Source organism: Mesorhizobium sp. WSM3862 (assembly GCF_002294985.1).
Taxonomy (GTDB): Bacteria; Pseudomonadota; Alphaproteobacteria; order Rhizobiales; family Rhizobiaceae; genus Mesorhizobium.
Map to the genome: position 1 here is coordinate 461,841 of NZ_NSGE01000004.1, position 14,745 is coordinate 476,585.

12 protein-coding genes are annotated in these 14,745 nt (G+C 64.1%); 9 read left to right on the plus strand and 3 right to left on the minus strand.

The features are described 5' to 3' along the window. Positions 1–5: 5 nt before the first annotated feature. The 3 genes from CK224_RS14610 to CK224_RS14620 all read right to left on the minus strand — a co-directional run bounded on the left by CK224_RS14610 (position 6) and on the right by CK224_RS14620 (position 3,553). Positions 6–1,802 carry a TRAP transporter large permease subunit gene (locus CK224_RS14610; protein ID WP_176477926.1) on the minus strand — a complete coding sequence of 599 codons (1,797 nt, stop codon included), beginning with the start codon at positions 1,800–1,802 and terminating at the stop codon, positions 6–8. Then, positions 1,799–2,404, minus strand: a complete 606-nt coding sequence (locus CK224_RS14615; protein ID WP_067003346.1) for a TRAP transporter small permease subunit — start codon at positions 2,402–2,404, stop codon at positions 1,799–1,801. Before CK224_RS14615 ends, CK224_RS14610 begins: the two co-directional genes overlap by 4 nt. 243 nt (positions 2,405–2,647) lie before the next feature. After that, positions 2,648–3,553 carry a branched-chain amino acid ABC transporter permease gene (locus tag CK224_RS14620; protein WP_095776991.1) on the minus strand — a complete coding sequence of 302 codons (906 nt, stop codon included), beginning with the start codon at positions 3,551–3,553 and terminating at the stop codon, positions 2,648–2,650. A gap of 95 nt (positions 3,554–3,648) precedes the next feature. Between CK224_RS14620 and CK224_RS14625 the strand changes: the two genes are divergently transcribed. The 9 genes from CK224_RS14625 (at position 3,649) to CK224_RS14665 (ending at position 14,744) form a co-directional block, all read left to right on the plus strand. After that, complete coding sequence (locus tag CK224_RS14625; protein ID WP_067003350.1) at positions 3,649–4,257, plus strand: CGNR zinc finger domain-containing protein; 609 nt, start codon at positions 3,649–3,651, stop codon at positions 4,255–4,257. Further along, positions 4,250–4,777 (plus strand): hypothetical protein, encoded by a 528-nt coding sequence (locus CK224_RS14630; RefSeq protein ID WP_067003352.1) that lies wholly within the window; start codon positions 4,250–4,252, stop codon positions 4,775–4,777. The genes CK224_RS14625 and CK224_RS14630 overlap by 8 nt, the downstream gene beginning before the upstream one ends. A gap of 175 nt (positions 4,778–4,952) precedes the next feature. Further along, positions 4,953–8,456, plus strand: coding sequence for an indolepyruvate ferredoxin oxidoreductase family protein (locus CK224_RS14635; protein ID WP_280952265.1), 3,504 nt, complete (start codon positions 4,953–4,955; stop codon positions 8,454–8,456). A gap of 255 nt (positions 8,457–8,711) precedes the next feature. Beyond that, a complete protein-coding gene (locus CK224_RS14640; protein WP_095782244.1) occupies positions 8,712–11,027 on the plus strand; it encodes an EAL domain-containing protein in 2,316 nt (771 codons plus the stop codon). A 223-nt stretch (positions 11,028–11,250) separates the two neighbouring features. Further along, positions 11,251–12,171: a hypothetical protein gene (locus tag CK224_RS14645; RefSeq protein ID WP_245425934.1), complete on the plus strand. Its 921-nt coding sequence runs from the start codon at positions 11,251–11,253 to the stop codon at positions 12,169–12,171. Between the two features lie 149 nt (positions 12,172–12,320). Continuing rightward, positions 12,321–12,470, plus strand: coding sequence for a DUF3096 domain-containing protein (locus tag CK224_RS14650; protein WP_067003359.1), 150 nt, complete (start codon positions 12,321–12,323; stop codon positions 12,468–12,470). Between the two features lie 272 nt (positions 12,471–12,742). Next, a complete protein-coding gene (locus CK224_RS14655; RefSeq protein ID WP_067003362.1) occupies positions 12,743–12,967 on the plus strand; it encodes an aa3-type cytochrome c oxidase subunit IV in 225 nt (74 codons plus the stop codon). A gap of 86 nt (positions 12,968–13,053) precedes the next feature. Continuing rightward, positions 13,054–14,322, plus strand: a complete 1,269-nt coding sequence (locus CK224_RS14660; protein WP_095782245.1) for a Re/Si-specific NAD(P)(+) transhydrogenase subunit alpha — start codon at positions 13,054–13,056, stop codon at positions 14,320–14,322. Continuing rightward, positions 14,322–14,744 carry a proton-translocating transhydrogenase family protein gene (locus CK224_RS14665; protein ID WP_067003367.1) on the plus strand — a complete coding sequence of 141 codons (423 nt, stop codon included), beginning with the start codon at positions 14,322–14,324 and terminating at the stop codon, positions 14,742–14,744. Before CK224_RS14660 ends, CK224_RS14665 begins: the two co-directional genes overlap by 1 nt. Position 14,745 lies beyond the last annotated feature (1 nt).

A 14,745-nucleotide genomic window follows, 5' to 3' on the forward strand; every position in this document is an offset into this window, starting at 1 on the left:
TCACCTCAGTTGAAACTCGGCGGCTTGGAAAGATCGGGCGCCGGCGCCGCCGGCTTGGCGGGGGCCGTATCGCCGAAATTCGGCGGCTGTGACAAGTCCGGGGTGCCAGGCGCGGCGGGCGCCGAGCCGCCACTGGCGGGCGCCGCGCCATTGTCGGCCGGCGGCGTGCCGAGCGGCGCAAGTCCCGGCATGTCCGGCAGCTTGAGGTCGATCGTGCTCGGCTCGACCGCGGTGCCCTTGTAGCGCATTACCATTTGCGGGAAGGCGATGGTAAGCCCGATCATGATCACCTGGATACAGACGAACGGCACCGCGCCCCAGTAGATCTGGCCGGTGGTGACCGGCGCGATCTGCTTGCCGGTGATGCGGTCGAGATAGGGCACGCGCGCCGCGACCGAACGCAGGTAGAACAGCGCGAAGCCGAACGGCGGATGCATGAAGCTGGTCTGCATGTTCACGCCAAGCAGCACGCCGAACCAGATCAGGTCGATGCCGAGCTTGTCGGCGGCGGGCGCCAGCAACGGCACGATGATGAAGGCGAGCTCGAAGAAGTCGAGGAAGAAGGCGAGCACGAAAACCAGCACGTTGACGCCGATCAGGAAGCCGGTCTCGCCGCCCGGCAGCGAGGTCAAGAGATGCTCGACCCAGATATGGCCGTTGACGCCGTAGAAGGTGAGCGAGAAGACGCGCGCGCCGATCAGGATGAACAGCACGAAGGCGGAGAGCCGCGTCGTCGAGGCCAGCGCCTGCTTGATGACATCCATCGTCAGTCGCCCCTTGAAGCCCGCCATGATCAGCGCGCCGACGGCGCCCATGGCGCCGCCCTCGGTTGGGGTGGCGATGCCGAGGAAGATGGTGCCCAACACCAGGAAGATCAGCGCCAGCGGCGGGATCAGCACGATCACCACCTGCTGTGCCAGCTTGGACATCATGTTGATGTGGAGGCGCTGGTCGGCGATCGCCACGATGTAGATGACGATCACGCCGACGGTGGCGCCAAGGATGTCCGCATTGTCGCCATGCGTCGGCGCGAGGTAACGATAGGCCGCATAGGAAATCGCGCCGGTCACCAGCAGCGCCACGATCAGCGAAATCACGCCGTGGCCGAGCGTGCGGGCCTCGAGCGGCAATGCCGGCATCGCGTTCGGCCGGACGATCGACATGATCAGGATGTAGAGCATGTAGATGCCGGTCAGCACGAGGCCGGGGATCAGCGCGCCCGCATACATGTCGCCCACCGAGCGTCCAAGCTGGTCGGCCAGCACAATCAGCACCAGCGAGGGGGGGATGATCTGGGCCAGTGTGCCGGAAGCCGCGATCACGCCCGAGGCGAGGCGCCGGTCGTAGCCGTAGCGCAGCATGATCGGCAGCGAGATCAGCCCCATGGCGATGACGGAGGCCGCCACCACGCCGGTCGTTGCGGCAAGCAGTGCGCCGACGAAGATCACCGCATAGGCAAGCCCGCCGCGGATCGGGCCGAACAACTGCCCGACCGTGTCGAGCAGGTCCTCGGCCATGCCGGATCGCTCCAGCACGATCCCCATGAAAGTGAAGAATGGAATGGCCAGCAGCGTGTCGTTCGACATCACCCTGGTGCCGTAGAAATTATCCGGCAGCGCATGCAGCAGCGGCCAGGCGAGGTTGATCGAGCCGCCGGAATAGGGCGACAAGAGCACGCCGATGAAGAAGAACAACAGGCCGTTCGCAGCGAGCGAGAAGGCGACGGGGTAGCCGATCAAAAGGAAGATGATCAGCGAGGCGAACATGATCGGCGCCATGTTCTGCGCGATGAACTCGATCATGAGCGCACCTCGCCGGACAGCGCCTTGGCTTCTTCGGCAAGCGCTTCGGCCTCGAGCTTGGCCTGGTCGTGGGCCGACACATAGGGAGTGGGATCCTCCATGTCGCCGCGCATGATGGCGATCTTCTTGATGATCTCGGAGACGCCCTGGATGGCCAGCAGGAAGAAGCCGACGAGCAGGATGGCCTTGGCCGGCCAGACGATCAGCCCGCCGGCATTGGTCGACATCTCGCCGCTGCGGAAGGACAGCGACACGTAAGGCACGAAGTAGATCACCATCAGCACCACGAACGGCATCAGGAAGAGGAGATGGCCGAGGAGGTCGATCCAGTGCTGCACGCGGCGGGGGAACATGCCGTAGACGATGTCGATGCGGATATGGTCGTTCTGTTTCAGCGTATAGGCGGCGGCCAGCATGAAGGCGGCGCCGAACAGATACCACTGCAGTTCGAGCCAGGCGTTGGAGGAGATGTCGAACACCTTGCGGATGACCGCGTTGCCGGCGCTCACCAGGATCGCAAGCAGGATCAGCCACGAGACCCAGCGGCCGATGAACTCGTTGATGCGGTCGATCGTCGTGGATAGAGCGAGCAGCCCTGCCATGCATTTCCTCCCTCGCGCACCGGCCCCGAGAATCGCGTTCGATTTCGGAAAGCACGATGCCTAACTCAAAGTGCTGGCGCCGCGCCCGAGTCCCCCTCCGGTGTCGCGCCGCTTGGCCCAACGGTATGCAGTGCGTGGCCCGGATGGTCAACATGGCAAAGCACGTGCCGGCGACCCAGGCGACGAGTAACGGTAAAAACCGGTCACCTCACGGCGCGTCATGCAACCAAAGTCTGATGGGTTTCAGGCGACCTTGGCCTGGTCGCGGCCGGCGCCGATCAGCACCAGCATGGCGACGAGAAAGAGGTATATCCAGCCGTCGCGCCATTCGAGCGGGAAATAACCGGCCCACAGCGATTCGGCCATGCCGAAGGCCGCGGCACCGAGAGCAGCCTTGAGCGGCGACATGTAGCCGCCGACCGCCGTCACGAACAGGATCTTGAGGCCGTAGACGAGGCCCGTGCCGAAGCTGATGTTGCCGTAGTAGATGCCGGCGAGCATGCCGGCAAAAGCCGCGCAGAAGCCGCCATAGAGCACCGCGCGGCGGAACACCGCGGTGACGTCGATGCCGCACATCGCGGCCGCCTTCGGGTCGTCGGACACGGCCCGCCAGGCCCGTCCGAAGCGCGAATGCGAAAACAGCCAGGCGGCCACTGCCACCATCGCCATCACCGCCGCGCAATCCAAGAGCTGGATAACGGTGAGCGTCACCTTGAAGCCGGCACCCTGCGCGAAGACGACGGGTTGGGCGAGCATCGGCGGCAGCCAGAGATCATGCGTGTCGGCGGCGATGCGGCTTGCTTCCGACAGGAACAGCAAGATGCCGAGCGTCGTCACCACGATCGCATTAGGCGACCGGTCCGCCAGCCTCTCGAACACGCTGCGCGACAGCACCTGGCTGATCAGCACCGAATAGAGCAGGGCAGCAACGATACCTAGCGCGACCGAGGCAAACAGCGTCAGCCACAGCGCCTGATAGCCGAAGGCGGCGGTCAGGATCATGGTGTGGCCGCAAAAGGCAAACAGCGCGCCATAGGCAAGGTTGGTGCGGTGCAGGATGCCGTTGGTCAGCACGTAGCCGAAGGCGAGCAGCGCATAGAGCGCGCCCGAATGCAGCCCGTTCAGCACCTGCTGATAGAAATAGAGCATGGAGCATCCCTAGGGCCGCGCGAACTGGCCCCCGTTTCGAGCGTTGCATCCGAAATCTAACTTGTCAAATACGTTTTATCGGTTAGATTTGCGGCATGACGGTATCCTGGACCCCGCACCGCTTCACCGGCGGCATCCTCGCGCTCGACACGGCGAACACGGTCGTCCTGCGCAACGATCCGGAAAAGACCTTCGACCGTTTCGCTGATCCGGCCGAGATCGCCCGCTTCGCCGAGGCGGCGAGCGGCTTTCGCGCCGCCGAGCTTGGCGGCCGGCGGCTGGAGGCGCCTGAACCGGGCGGCATCGCCGCGGTCGTGCTGTCGATCCGCGAGGCGACGGACCGCCTGTTCCGCCATGCCGTAGCGAAAGGCGCGATCGCCGCCGGCCATCTGCCGGATTTCCTGACCGCCTGCGCCAACGGCCTCTCCGGCAGCAGCACCGAGATCGGCGCGCCGGGCAGGCCCTTTGGCGATCCGGCGACGCCGATCGCTTTCGAGGCGGCTTTGGCCGTCTCGGCGCTTTCGCTGCTGCGCGACGACACCGTTGCCAGGCTCAGGATCTGTCCGAACTGCAGCTGGCTCTTTCTGGACCGCAGCCGCAACTCAAGCCGCCTCTGGTGCGACATGGCCGTCTGCGGCAACCGCCAGAAAGCGAACCGCTATTATCGCCGCCGCACGGCGGCCAGGGAGGCCACCAATGCTTAGAAAATTCCGTTCGATCGCTCTCGGCGCGGCCCTGATCGCCGCGACGGCGCTCGGCGCCTGCCGCGACACCGGCAAGGAGCAGCTCTTCGCCATTTCCGGCAAGCTGTTCGAGTTCAACTACCGGCTTGGCATCGCCACCTATGTCATCACGCTGAGACCGCTGCGGCCGATGGGCGAGGGACAGATTGCGGTGGTGAATTTCCAGAATCCGGCCGGCGGCGACCCGCTCATCGTCAACCAGAAGATCTGGCCGAAGCTCCCGCATATCACCTTGACCAGCCCGCCGCTCACCTGCGTGGTCAAGGACAAGCCCTATTCCGTGACGATCCGCATCGAGGATTCGAGCGGCACGTTGCTTCAAAGGCTCGAGACGACGATGACCTCCTCGGCGGACCAGACCATGCTGCCGGACCGGCCGCTGGTGATCGGGCCGAAATACGAGCTCAACCCGGACCTTGCCGGCCATCCCGACGGCAAGCTGCCGGATGCGCCCAAGCCGGATTGCTCGAAGGCGGCGTGAGGCCCGTTGACCGGTCGAAATTTTCGTGCGCTGCGAAGCGTTTAGCGTGCGATTGAATGCGGCGACCGCTTCCAGCGGGACCGTTTGTTGCGTGCGGTCTGGTCGCTGCGATTTCGTTTGACCTGTCCCGCAAGGGAAGAAAGACTGCGGCCTCTCACTCCGACGTTGGCCGCCGATCCACGGCGCGCCTCCGCAGAGGACATGCCTGATGACGCTGCATGACGTCGCGCTCGACGACAAGTTCGACCTTGGCAAGGAGCGCGTTTTCCTGTCCGGGGCGCAAGCCGTCGTGCGCATGCTTTTGATGCAGCGCGAGCGCGACCGCCGCGCCGGCCTCAACACCGCAGGCTTCGTCTCCGGCTATCGCGGCTCGCCGCTGGGCGGCCTCGACATGCAGCTGTGGAAGGCGAAGCGGCAGCTTGCGCAGGCCGACATCGTCTTTCAGCCGGGCCTCAACGAAGAGCTCGCCGCCACCGCGTGCTGGGGCTCGCAGCAGACCGAGTTGCTCGGCGAAGGCATCCATGACGGCGTCTTTGCCGTCTGGTACGGCAAGGGGCCGGGCGTCGACCGCTCCGGCGACGTTTTCCGCCACGCCAATCTCGCCGGCTCGTCGAGAAATGGCGGCGTTCTCGCCCTGATGGGCGACGACCACATGGCCGAATCCTCGACGAACGCACATGCCACCGAATTCCTGTTCGTCGACACCATGGTGCCGATCCTCAACCCCGCCGGCGTCCAGGAGATCATCGACTACGGTCTCTTTGGCTTCGCCATGTCGCGTTTCGCCGGCACCTGGGCGGCGATCAAATGCGTCAAGGACAATATCGAATCGACCGCTTCGGTCGACGCCTCGATCGAGCGGCTGAACATCGTCATTCCTGATTTCGACATGCCGCCGGGCGGCCTCAACATCCGCCACGAGATCGACATGCTCGGCCAGGAGGAGCGCCTGCATGAGCACAAGCGCGCCGCCGCTTCCGCCTTCATCCAGGCCAACGGGCTCAATCGGACCGTCTATTCGGGCGGCAGCAACCCGAAGCTCGGCATCATCACCATAGGCAAGAGCTATCTCGACGTCCGCCAGGCGCTGGAGGATATCGGCATCGACGAAAATGCGGCCAATCGCATAGGCATCCGCCTGTTCAAGGTCGGCTGCCCCTGGCCGCTCGATTATCAGCATATCGCCGACTTCGCCCGCGGCCTCGACACCATCGTCGTCGTCGAGGAGAAGCGCTCGTTGATCGAGGTCCAGTTGCGCGAGAACCTCTACGGTTCCGCTATTCAGCCTGCCATCGTCGGCAAGAAGGACGAGCGCGGGGACTGGCTGTTTCCGGCCAAGGGCGCGCTCGACCCGAACGAGATCGCGATCGCGCTCGGCGAGCGTATCTTGCGCACCATCGGCCCCTTGGAGGAGATCGCGGCGCGCGTGGCGAAGCTGCGCCAGTTCCAGGCGATGCTCGCCGATACCGTCGACATCGGTTCGCGCACGCCGTTTTTCTGCTCGGGCTGCCCGCACAATTCCTCGACCAAGGTGCCGGAGGGCTCGCTTGCCGCCGCCGGCATCGGCTGCCACTTCATGGCGCTGTGGATGGACCGGAACACGGTCGGCTTCACCGCCATGGGCGGCGAGGGCGCGCAATGGGTCGGCCAGGCGCCGTTCTCCAAGCGCGGCCATATCTTCCAGAATCTCGGCGACGGCACCTACAACCACTCCGGCGCGCTGGCGATCCGCTTTGCGCTCTCCTCAGGCGCCAACATCACCTACAAGATCCTCTACAATGACGCAGTCGCCATGACCGGCGGCCAGCCGCACGAAGGTGGCCTCACCGTCGATATGATCGCCAGACAGGTGCGCGCCGAGGGCGTCGAGCGCATCGCCGTCGTCACCGACGAGCCGGCTAAATATGCCGGCAAGGCCGATTTCCCGCCCGGCGCCACGATCCATCACCGCGACGACCTCGACCTCGTCCAGCGCGAGCTGCGCGAGGTCAAGGGCGTGTCGGTGCTTCTCTATGACCAGACCTGCGCCGCGGAAAAGCGCCGGCGCCGCAAGCGCGGCACCTTCCCCGATCCCGACAAGCGCGTCTTCATCAACGAACTGGTCTGCGAAGGCTGCGGCGATTGCGGCGTGCAGTCGAACTGCGTCTCGATCCAGCCGGTCGAGACCGAATTCGGCCGCAAGCGCCGGATCGACCAGTCGAGTTGCAACAAGGATTTTTCCTGCCTCAACGGCTTCTGCCCCTCTTTCGTGACGGTGCATGGCGGCAAGATCAGGAAGGCCGAGGGGATTGCCGGCAAGAGCGATCCGCTCGAAGGCGTGCCGTCACCCGGCGAATTTCCACTCGGATCTCAGGGCTGGGCGGCGATCATCGACGGCGTCGGCGGCACCGGCGTCGTCACCATCGGCGCGGTGCTGGGCATGGCTGCCCATATTGAGGGCAAGGGCTGCGGCATGATCGACATGGCGGGCCTTGCCCAGAAGGGCGGCTCGGTCTTCACCCATGTCCGCATCGCCCCGACGCCCGAGGACATCCACGCCATCCGCGTTTCCGCTGGCAAGGCCGATCTTGTGCTTGGCTGCGACCTCGTCGTCTCCGGCGCCAAAAAGGTGCTCGCCGCGGTGCGAGAGGGCCATACCATGTTCCTCGCCAACACCGCCGAGATCATGCCCGGCGAATTCACCCGTTCCGCCGATTTTTCGCTGCCGGTCGAGCGGCTGAAGAAGGCGATCCGTGCCGCCGCCGGCGACGACAAGGCCCACTTCTTCGATGCCACCCGCACGGCGACCGCGCTGTTCGGCAATTCGCTCGGCGCCAACATGTTCATGCTCGGCTTCGCCTTCCAGCATGGCGGGCTGCCGCTCTCGGCCGAAGCCGTTGAAAAAGCGATAGAATTGAACGGCGAAGCGGTGGTGATGAACATCGCCGCCTTCCGCTGGGGCCGTCGCGCCGCGCACCAGCCGGATTTCGTGCGCGGCCTGGTCGGTCGTACCGGCAAGCCGGCGTCGGCACCCGAAACGCTCGACGACATTGTCGCCCGGCGGGTGGCTTTCCTCACCGCCTACCAGAACGCCGCCTATGGCAAGCGCTATGCCAACAGGATCGCGGCGCTGCGCGCAGCCGAGGCGAGAGCGGTTCCCGGCTCAACGGCCGTCACCGAGGCGGCCGCGAAAAACCTCTTCAAGCTGATGGCGATCAAGGACGAGTACGAGGTGGCCCGGCTTTACACCGACGACAGCTTCGCCGCCGATCTCGCAAGGCAGTTCCAAAGCTACGAAAAGCTGGAATTTCACCTCGCGCCGCCGATCCTCGGGCGGCGCGGCAATGACGGCAAGCCGAGGAAATCGAGTTTCGGCCCGTGGATGATGAAGGCATTTCGCCTGCTTGCTGTCATGAGAGGCCTGCGCGGCACCGCGTTCGACCTGTTCGGCCATACCGCCGAACGGCGCGCCGAGCGGCAACTGCTTGCGCAATACGAGGCCGATCTCGATCTGATCGCCGCAGCGCTTGCGCCGGGCAAGGTCGAGGCCGCCGCCGCTCTGGCCTCCGTTCCGGCGCTCATCCGCGGCTATGGCCATGTCCGGCAGGCCAGCGCCGCCAAGGCGTCCGAAGAGCGCTCCAGGCTGCTGCAGCGGCTGACCGAGGCCGCTCCGGTGCCCGTTCTCAGCGCTGCCGAGTGATTGCGCCAGACCAATCCCGAAGTTTTCGTCGGTCGGCCTAAAGTGCCTCGCGTCGAAATGGATCCAGGCGAGGCGCTTTAGGCCTTTGTTCGATGCAGGTCGTTCTCCCAAAAACCGCTGCGCACTTGTGGGTGACATGCGTTAGGTCCTTTGCGCCCTTGGCGGGCAGACCGAAGCCGCTGCTCAAGACGGTTCTGTTCTAAGCCTTTCTTAAGGCGGTTGTGTCATGACAAGGCTTAGCGTTGGGCCGACCCTATGGGCAAAACAAAGACCGAAAGCATCCCCGCGGATGTTTATATCCAATTTGTGCGGTCGTTGTTCGACAACGCGCACATGTTGTTGATCGGTGGCGCGTGCTACTGGATCCTCGGATTCATGATCTATCTGCGCACCCACAATCCCCTGTTCCTGGCGTTTTCTTTTGCCCTGCTTTCCGTCAGCCTTATCCGTTACTTCGGCATTCGCGGCTTCCTGAGGACAGGCGGCGCGATTGCCGATGTCGAACACGCGCAGCGGTTGGAGCGCAGCTACATCCTGAAGGGCTGCCTTCAGGGTCTCGGATTGGGCGCGCTGTGTTTCGTGTCGATCTACATATATCCCGAACCGTTCGCCGAGCTGGCGGCAATGTCGCTGACGCTGGCGACCCTGGTCACCGTTGTCGCCCGCAACTATGGGTCGCCGCGCATGGTGCGGATCTTTTCCGTGACCTTCATCGGTCCGGCGGCTCTCGCGCTCCTGCTGCGCATGGATGCGCCCTCCGTCGTCCTCGGCCTGATGATCATCCCGATGACGTTCATCACCATCACCGGCGCCGATCATGTCCGCAACGTGCTGTTCTCGGCGGTCATCGGCCACAAGCAGGCGAGAAACCTGACGCGCAGGTTCGACCGCGCGCTCAACACGATGTCGCACGGCCTGGTCATGCTCGGCCCCGACGGGCGCGTCGCCGTCGCCAATGCCGAGGCCGCCCATCTGATGTCGCTGAAATCGGCCGACGCGCTGCTCGGGCGCTCGATCCACGGCCTTCTGATGCGCGGCGTCGCCGGCGGCATGCTGGCACCGAAGGATTGCCGCTACATCGAGGCGCAGCTGACGCGCGCCTTGCGCGAGGGCCGGGACCGCAAGGTGCTCGTGTCGCTCGCCAATGGCCAGCACTACGAGTTCTCCGCGCGCGAAGGCAGCCAGGAACTCGGCGTCATCACCTTCGAGGACGTCACGGCCCGCGTCGAGGCGGAGGAAAAGATCCGTTTCATGGCGCGCTACGACAACCTCACCGGCCTGCCGAACCGTGCCTATTTTCACGAGCTGGTCGGCGAGGCCATGGCGTCCGGCGACCGCGACCGGCTCTGCGGCCTGGCGGTGCTCGACCTTGATGATTTCAAGAGCGTCAATGACACGCTCGGCCACCCGGTCGGCGACGGTTTGATCTACGCCGTAGCCGAGCGGCTGGCAGCGGTCGCCGGGCCGGGCATCAATGTCAGCCGCTTCGGCGGCGACGAATTCATGATCTATTTCGACCGCATCGAGGATGAGAGCCATCTCAGCAGCCTGCTCGACGAGATCTTCGCCGGCCTGCAGGGCGAAGTCGACGTCGCCGGTCATGGCCTGCGCATCCAGACCAGCGGCGGCGCGGTGTTGTCCGTGGTCAAGGACACCGACGTTGACGGCATCATCGTCAAGGCGGACCTCGCGCTCTACAAAGCCAAGGAGCTCGGCAAGAACAGCTGGCGGCTGTTCGAGGCATCGATGGACGCCGCCTTCCGCAATCGCCAGCTGATGAAGGCCGATCTGCGCAGCGCCGTGCAAGCCAAGGAGTTGCGCGTCGTCTACCAGCCGATCGTGTCGATGAGCACCATGCGCATCGCCAGCTGCGAGGCGCTCTGCCGCTGGGATCATCCCGATCTCGGCCCGATTTCGCCGGGCGTCTTCATTCCGCTGGCCGAGGAGATGGGCATCATCTCCGAGATCAGCTCTTTCGTGCTGCAGGCGGCCTGCGCCGAATGCGCCAAATGGCCGGCCCAGACCAGCGTTTCGATCAACCTGTCGGCCAAGGACTTCCGCAACCGCGACGTCGTGCAGAAGGTGCGTGATGCCCTGGCGGCGTCGGGCCTTGCGCCGCACCGGCTCGAGATCGAGGTGACGGAGACTGCCCTGCTCGACGACAAATCGCTGACCCGCGAGCTGATCGAAGAGCTGAAAGCGCTGGGCGTCCGCATCGCGCTCGACGACTTCGGCACCGGCTATTCCAGCCTCAGCTACCTGCACAAGCTGCCGCTCGACAAGATCAAGATCGACCGCTCCTTCCTCATCGACGTGACCCAGAGCCCCCAGTCGCTCGATCTTCTGAAGGGTATCGTCGGCTTGACCCGGACGCTGGGCCTGGTCGTCACGATCGAAGGGGTGGAGACTTTCGAGCAGCTGAAGATATTGGTGCGTTCGGTCAAGCCGGACCTCGTGCAAGGCTTCCTGTTCGGCGCCGCGCTCAGCGCGTCCGGCATCGAGACGATGTCGAACGTCACCTGGCCGTTCGCCGCGGACCTGCGCCTCGCCCCCAGACGGTCGGCCAGATAGGGAATTTCATCAAGCAGGATTGAGAATGCGCGTTGCTTTGGCTACGCAGCCATTTTCGCCAAATCGGAAGGTTTTCACCCGAGTTTTCAGGTTCAAAAGCTCGCAATTGTTTTCTCTAAGCAATTCAATACAGCCGAGTATGTTGGCCAGATGTCCTATATTGCTGTCAGCTGCGGCGGCCCAGTCCTATCAGTTCTGGCAGCTGTGTACTCTTTGATATCGGATGCGAGCCAAGGTCCGGGCGCCCGGTCGACTTTTCCATGCAACCCTTTCCGGCGCATTGTTAAGGTTAACGGAAGGTAAACCAGCAGTATCGAATTTTCGGCTTGTGTCTCATTTTGACTCGAATAGCCTGTTTACAGGCGGATACGAGGACTTGAGAATGGATGCTGCAAGAAACGATGCGCAGGCTGGCGCCGGCGCAAATGCTGGCTCGGCGCTGAATCGTTCGATCATGCAATTGCTGGAGCATGTCGATTATCGTCTGATCACGGGGGGCGAGGATCTGGAGGCGATCTACCGTCTTCGCTATCAGTCCTACCTGCGCTCAGGCATGTGCGGCCCGATCGCCAGCGGGATGTTCGAGGATCGCTGGGACAACCTGCCGAATTCCTACCGGTTCGGCGTCTATTTCGATGGCCACTTGGTCAGCACGCTGCGGCTCCATTACATTTCCCGCGAGCACCCCTATTCGCCCTCTGTCGACGCCTATCCGGAAATCTTGGCCGAGCGGCTTGCCCGCGGAGAAACCTTCATAGACGGAACCCGGTTCGCAACCGACGCGGATAGCGCGCCCGCGCCCGGAGTCCTGCCTTTCCTGACGCTGAGGCTCGGCATGGTGGCTTCCAGCTATTTTGGCCAGACGGCCGTGCTGACGCCGGTCAAGGTCGAACATTCCGCTTACTACGCCCGCATCTTCCATGCCGTGCAGCGGACAGAAGGCAAGGTGTTTCCGGGTGTCCTTGCGCCGATCGCCTTGTTCGAGATCCCCTGTGGTGAAAACTTGCGCCAGACGCTCGACCGCTTCCCTTTCTTCAAGTCGACGCCGGTGGAGCAGCGGATGATGTTCGCCAATCCGGCCATCAACCGGCTCACCCCGCTGTCGATCGTACCGACGGCCAAATACTATCGCGATGCCGCCTGAACGGGCGTCCTTCCGTGCCTCGTGAACCTTCCCCGCCGCTCCCGCGTTACGAGTACCGGCGTCACTGATCATCGGCGGCGCCGCATTCTTGCCCCCCAGGCTTGTCGCCGGCTCAAATCGGGTTTTTCACGGGAAGGAGTACGATTATTATGACCATCCACTCGCTTGCGCTCACGCCCCTGATCTCGCTGATCGCCGGCATATTGATCCTGGTGATGCCGCGCCTGCTCAATTACATCGTCGCGCTCTATCTGATCGTGGTCGGCCTGCTCGGCCTGTTTCCGCACCTCGCCGCCTAATGCATCTCGCCCGGAACCGTGCAGCGGTTCTGGGCAACGGCACCCATCAAAAAGAGCTTTGAAGCGTCTCGCCTGAATCCGATTCAGCGCGACGCGCTTTAAAGGCCTACGACGCCCCTCGCCACGGCGAGGGCCTCCCATCGCAATTTTAGCTTCCGCCCATTTCAACTTTCGTTTGAGGCTGTTGTCGCCGGCCGTGCGGCAATAGCGCCATTGCTCTTGCTCGGGCTTTTCGCTATGTGCCTCGAAGGCATTTTCGAAGGGGTATTCCTATGGCTGATCACACGCCGACCGGTCCTGTCGAACTGGGCGCGCAGATGGACTATGCCGAGCATGATCGCACCTACAACGCATTTCTCACGCTCGCCAAATACGGCTCGCTCGTCTGCGCTGCCATTCTGCTGGCCATGGCCTTCGGCTTCTTCGCGGGCGGCTTCTTCTCGGCGACCATCCTGTTCATCGTGATCATGGCCGTCGGCTATTTCATTCTGCGGTAGACTTTCCAAGCCATTGCGTTCGACGTTTCGCCGGAGGTCCCGGCCGACGCCTTGCGCAGCAAGGTTCCAGCCGAAAGGATCATGCGGTGGGGCAGACGGTATTCATCCCTCGTGAGCTTGACGCGAACGAGCCGCGGGTCGCGGCCTCGCCCGAGACGGTGAAAAGGCTGGCGGGCCTGGGCTTCGAGGTGATCGTCGAGAAGGGCGCCGGCCTGGGCTCGCGCATCACCGATCAGGAATTTGCCACCGCCGGCGGCACGATTGGAACTTCCGGGGACGCCAAGAACGCCGATGTGGTGCTGAAGGTGCGCCGGCCGACCGATGCCGAGCTCAAGGGCTACAAATCGGGCGCGGCCGTCATCGCCATCATGGATCCTTACGGCAACGATCCGGCGCTTGCCGCGATGGCCAAGGCCGGCATCACCGCCTTCTCGATGGAGTTCATGCCGCGCATCACTCGCGCGCAGGTGATGGACGTGCTCTCCTCGCAGGCCAATCTTGCCGGCTACCAGGCGGTGGTCGATGCGGCGGCCGAATATGACCGCGCGCTGCCGATGATGATGACGGCGGCGGGCACGGTGCCGGCAGCAAAAACCTTCATCATGGGCGTCGGCGTCGCCGGTCTGCAGGCGATCGCCACCGCGCGCCGTCTCGGCGCCGTCGTCACCGCCACCGACGTCCGTCCGGCGGTGAAGGAGCAGGTGCAGTCGCTCGGCGCAAAGTTCCTGGCGGTCGAGGACGAGGAGTTCAAGGCGGCGGAGACGGCCGGCGGCTACGCCAAGGAAATGTCGAAGGAATATCAGGCCAAGCAAGCGGCACTGACCGCAGAGCACATCGCCAAGCAGGATATCGTCATCACCACGGCGCTGATCCCCGGACGTCCGGCGCCGAAGCTGGTGTCGGCCGCCATGGTCGCTTCGATGAAGCCGGGTTCGGTGATCGTCGACCTCGCCGTCGAGCGCGGCGGCAATGTCGAAGGCGCGGTGCCCGGCAGGGTCGTGACGACGGAAAACGGCGTCAAGATCGTCGGCCATCTCAATGTGCCCGGTCGTGTCGCGGCATCCGCTTCGCTGCTCTACGCCAAGAACCTCTACGCCTTCCTCGAGACGATGGTCGACAAGGCGACGAAGGGCCTTGCCATCAAGCGCGATGACGAGTTGGTCAAGGCGACGATGCTGACCGATGCCGGCCAAATCGTGCACCCCAGTTTCGCCAAGGCCGCCGAGACGCCGCGCACCGAGCCGGCTGCGATCCCGGCCACCGTCCTGGTCGCGGATACCGCCGACAAGAAACCGGTGCCCAGGAAGAGGGCCGCAGCCAAGTCACCCTCGCCTAAGCCAGAAGGGACCGCGTGATGGAACAGCTGCAGAAAGCCCTCGACCAGCTCGATCAGGCGACGGCTGCCGTACGCCTCGCGGTGCAGGATCTCGCCAATGCGCCCGCCGGCGCCGAGGCTGCCGGCAACGCGGCGCACGCGCTCTCGGGCGGCGCCATCGATCCCTTTGTCTTCCGCTTCGCCATCTTCGTGCTGGCGATCTTCGTCGGCTATTATGTCGTCTGGTCGGTGACGCCGGCGCTGCACACGCCGCTGATGGCCGTCACCAACGCCATCTCCTCGGTCATCGTCGTCGGCGCGCTGCTCGCCGTCGGCATCGCGGCCTCCGGCCTTGCCGCGGGCTTCGGCTTCATCGCCCTGGTGCTGGTGTCGGTCAACATCTTCGGCGGCTTCCTCGTCACTCAGCGCATGCTCGCCATGTACAAGAAGAAGGAAAAGTGAC

Bases quoted from the DNA above. Each gene is read 5' to 3' on its own strand.
- CK224_RS14610 (WP_176477926.1), bottom strand. From the start codon at position 1,802: ATGATCGAGTTCATCGCGCAGAACATGGCGCCGATCATGTTCGCCTCG.
- CK224_RS14615 (WP_067003346.1), bottom strand. From the start codon at position 2,404: ATGGCAGGGCTGCTCGCTCTATCCACGACGATCGACCGCATCAACGAG.
- CK224_RS14620 (WP_095776991.1), bottom strand. From the start codon at position 3,553: ATGCTCTATTTCTATCAGCAGGTGCTGAACGGGCTGCATTCGGGCGCG.
- CK224_RS14625 (WP_067003350.1), top strand. From the start codon at position 3,649: ATGACGGTATCCTGGACCCCGCACCGCTTCACCGGCGGCATCCTCGCG.
- CK224_RS14630 (WP_067003352.1), top strand. From the start codon at position 4,250: ATGCTTAGAAAATTCCGTTCGATCGCTCTCGGCGCGGCCCTGATCGCC.
- CK224_RS14640 (WP_095782244.1), top strand. From the start codon at position 8,712: ATGGGCAAAACAAAGACCGAAAGCATCCCCGCGGATGTTTATATCCAA.
- CK224_RS14645 (WP_245425934.1), top strand. From the start codon at position 11,251: ATGCGAGCCAAGGTCCGGGCGCCCGGTCGACTTTTCCATGCAACCCTT.
- CK224_RS14650 (WP_067003359.1), top strand. From the start codon at position 12,321: ATGACCATCCACTCGCTTGCGCTCACGCCCCTGATCTCGCTGATCGCC.
- CK224_RS14655 (WP_067003362.1), top strand. From the start codon at position 12,743: ATGGCTGATCACACGCCGACCGGTCCTGTCGAACTGGGCGCGCAGATG.
- CK224_RS14665 (WP_067003367.1), top strand. From the start codon at position 14,322: ATGGAACAGCTGCAGAAAGCCCTCGACCAGCTCGATCAGGCGACGGCT.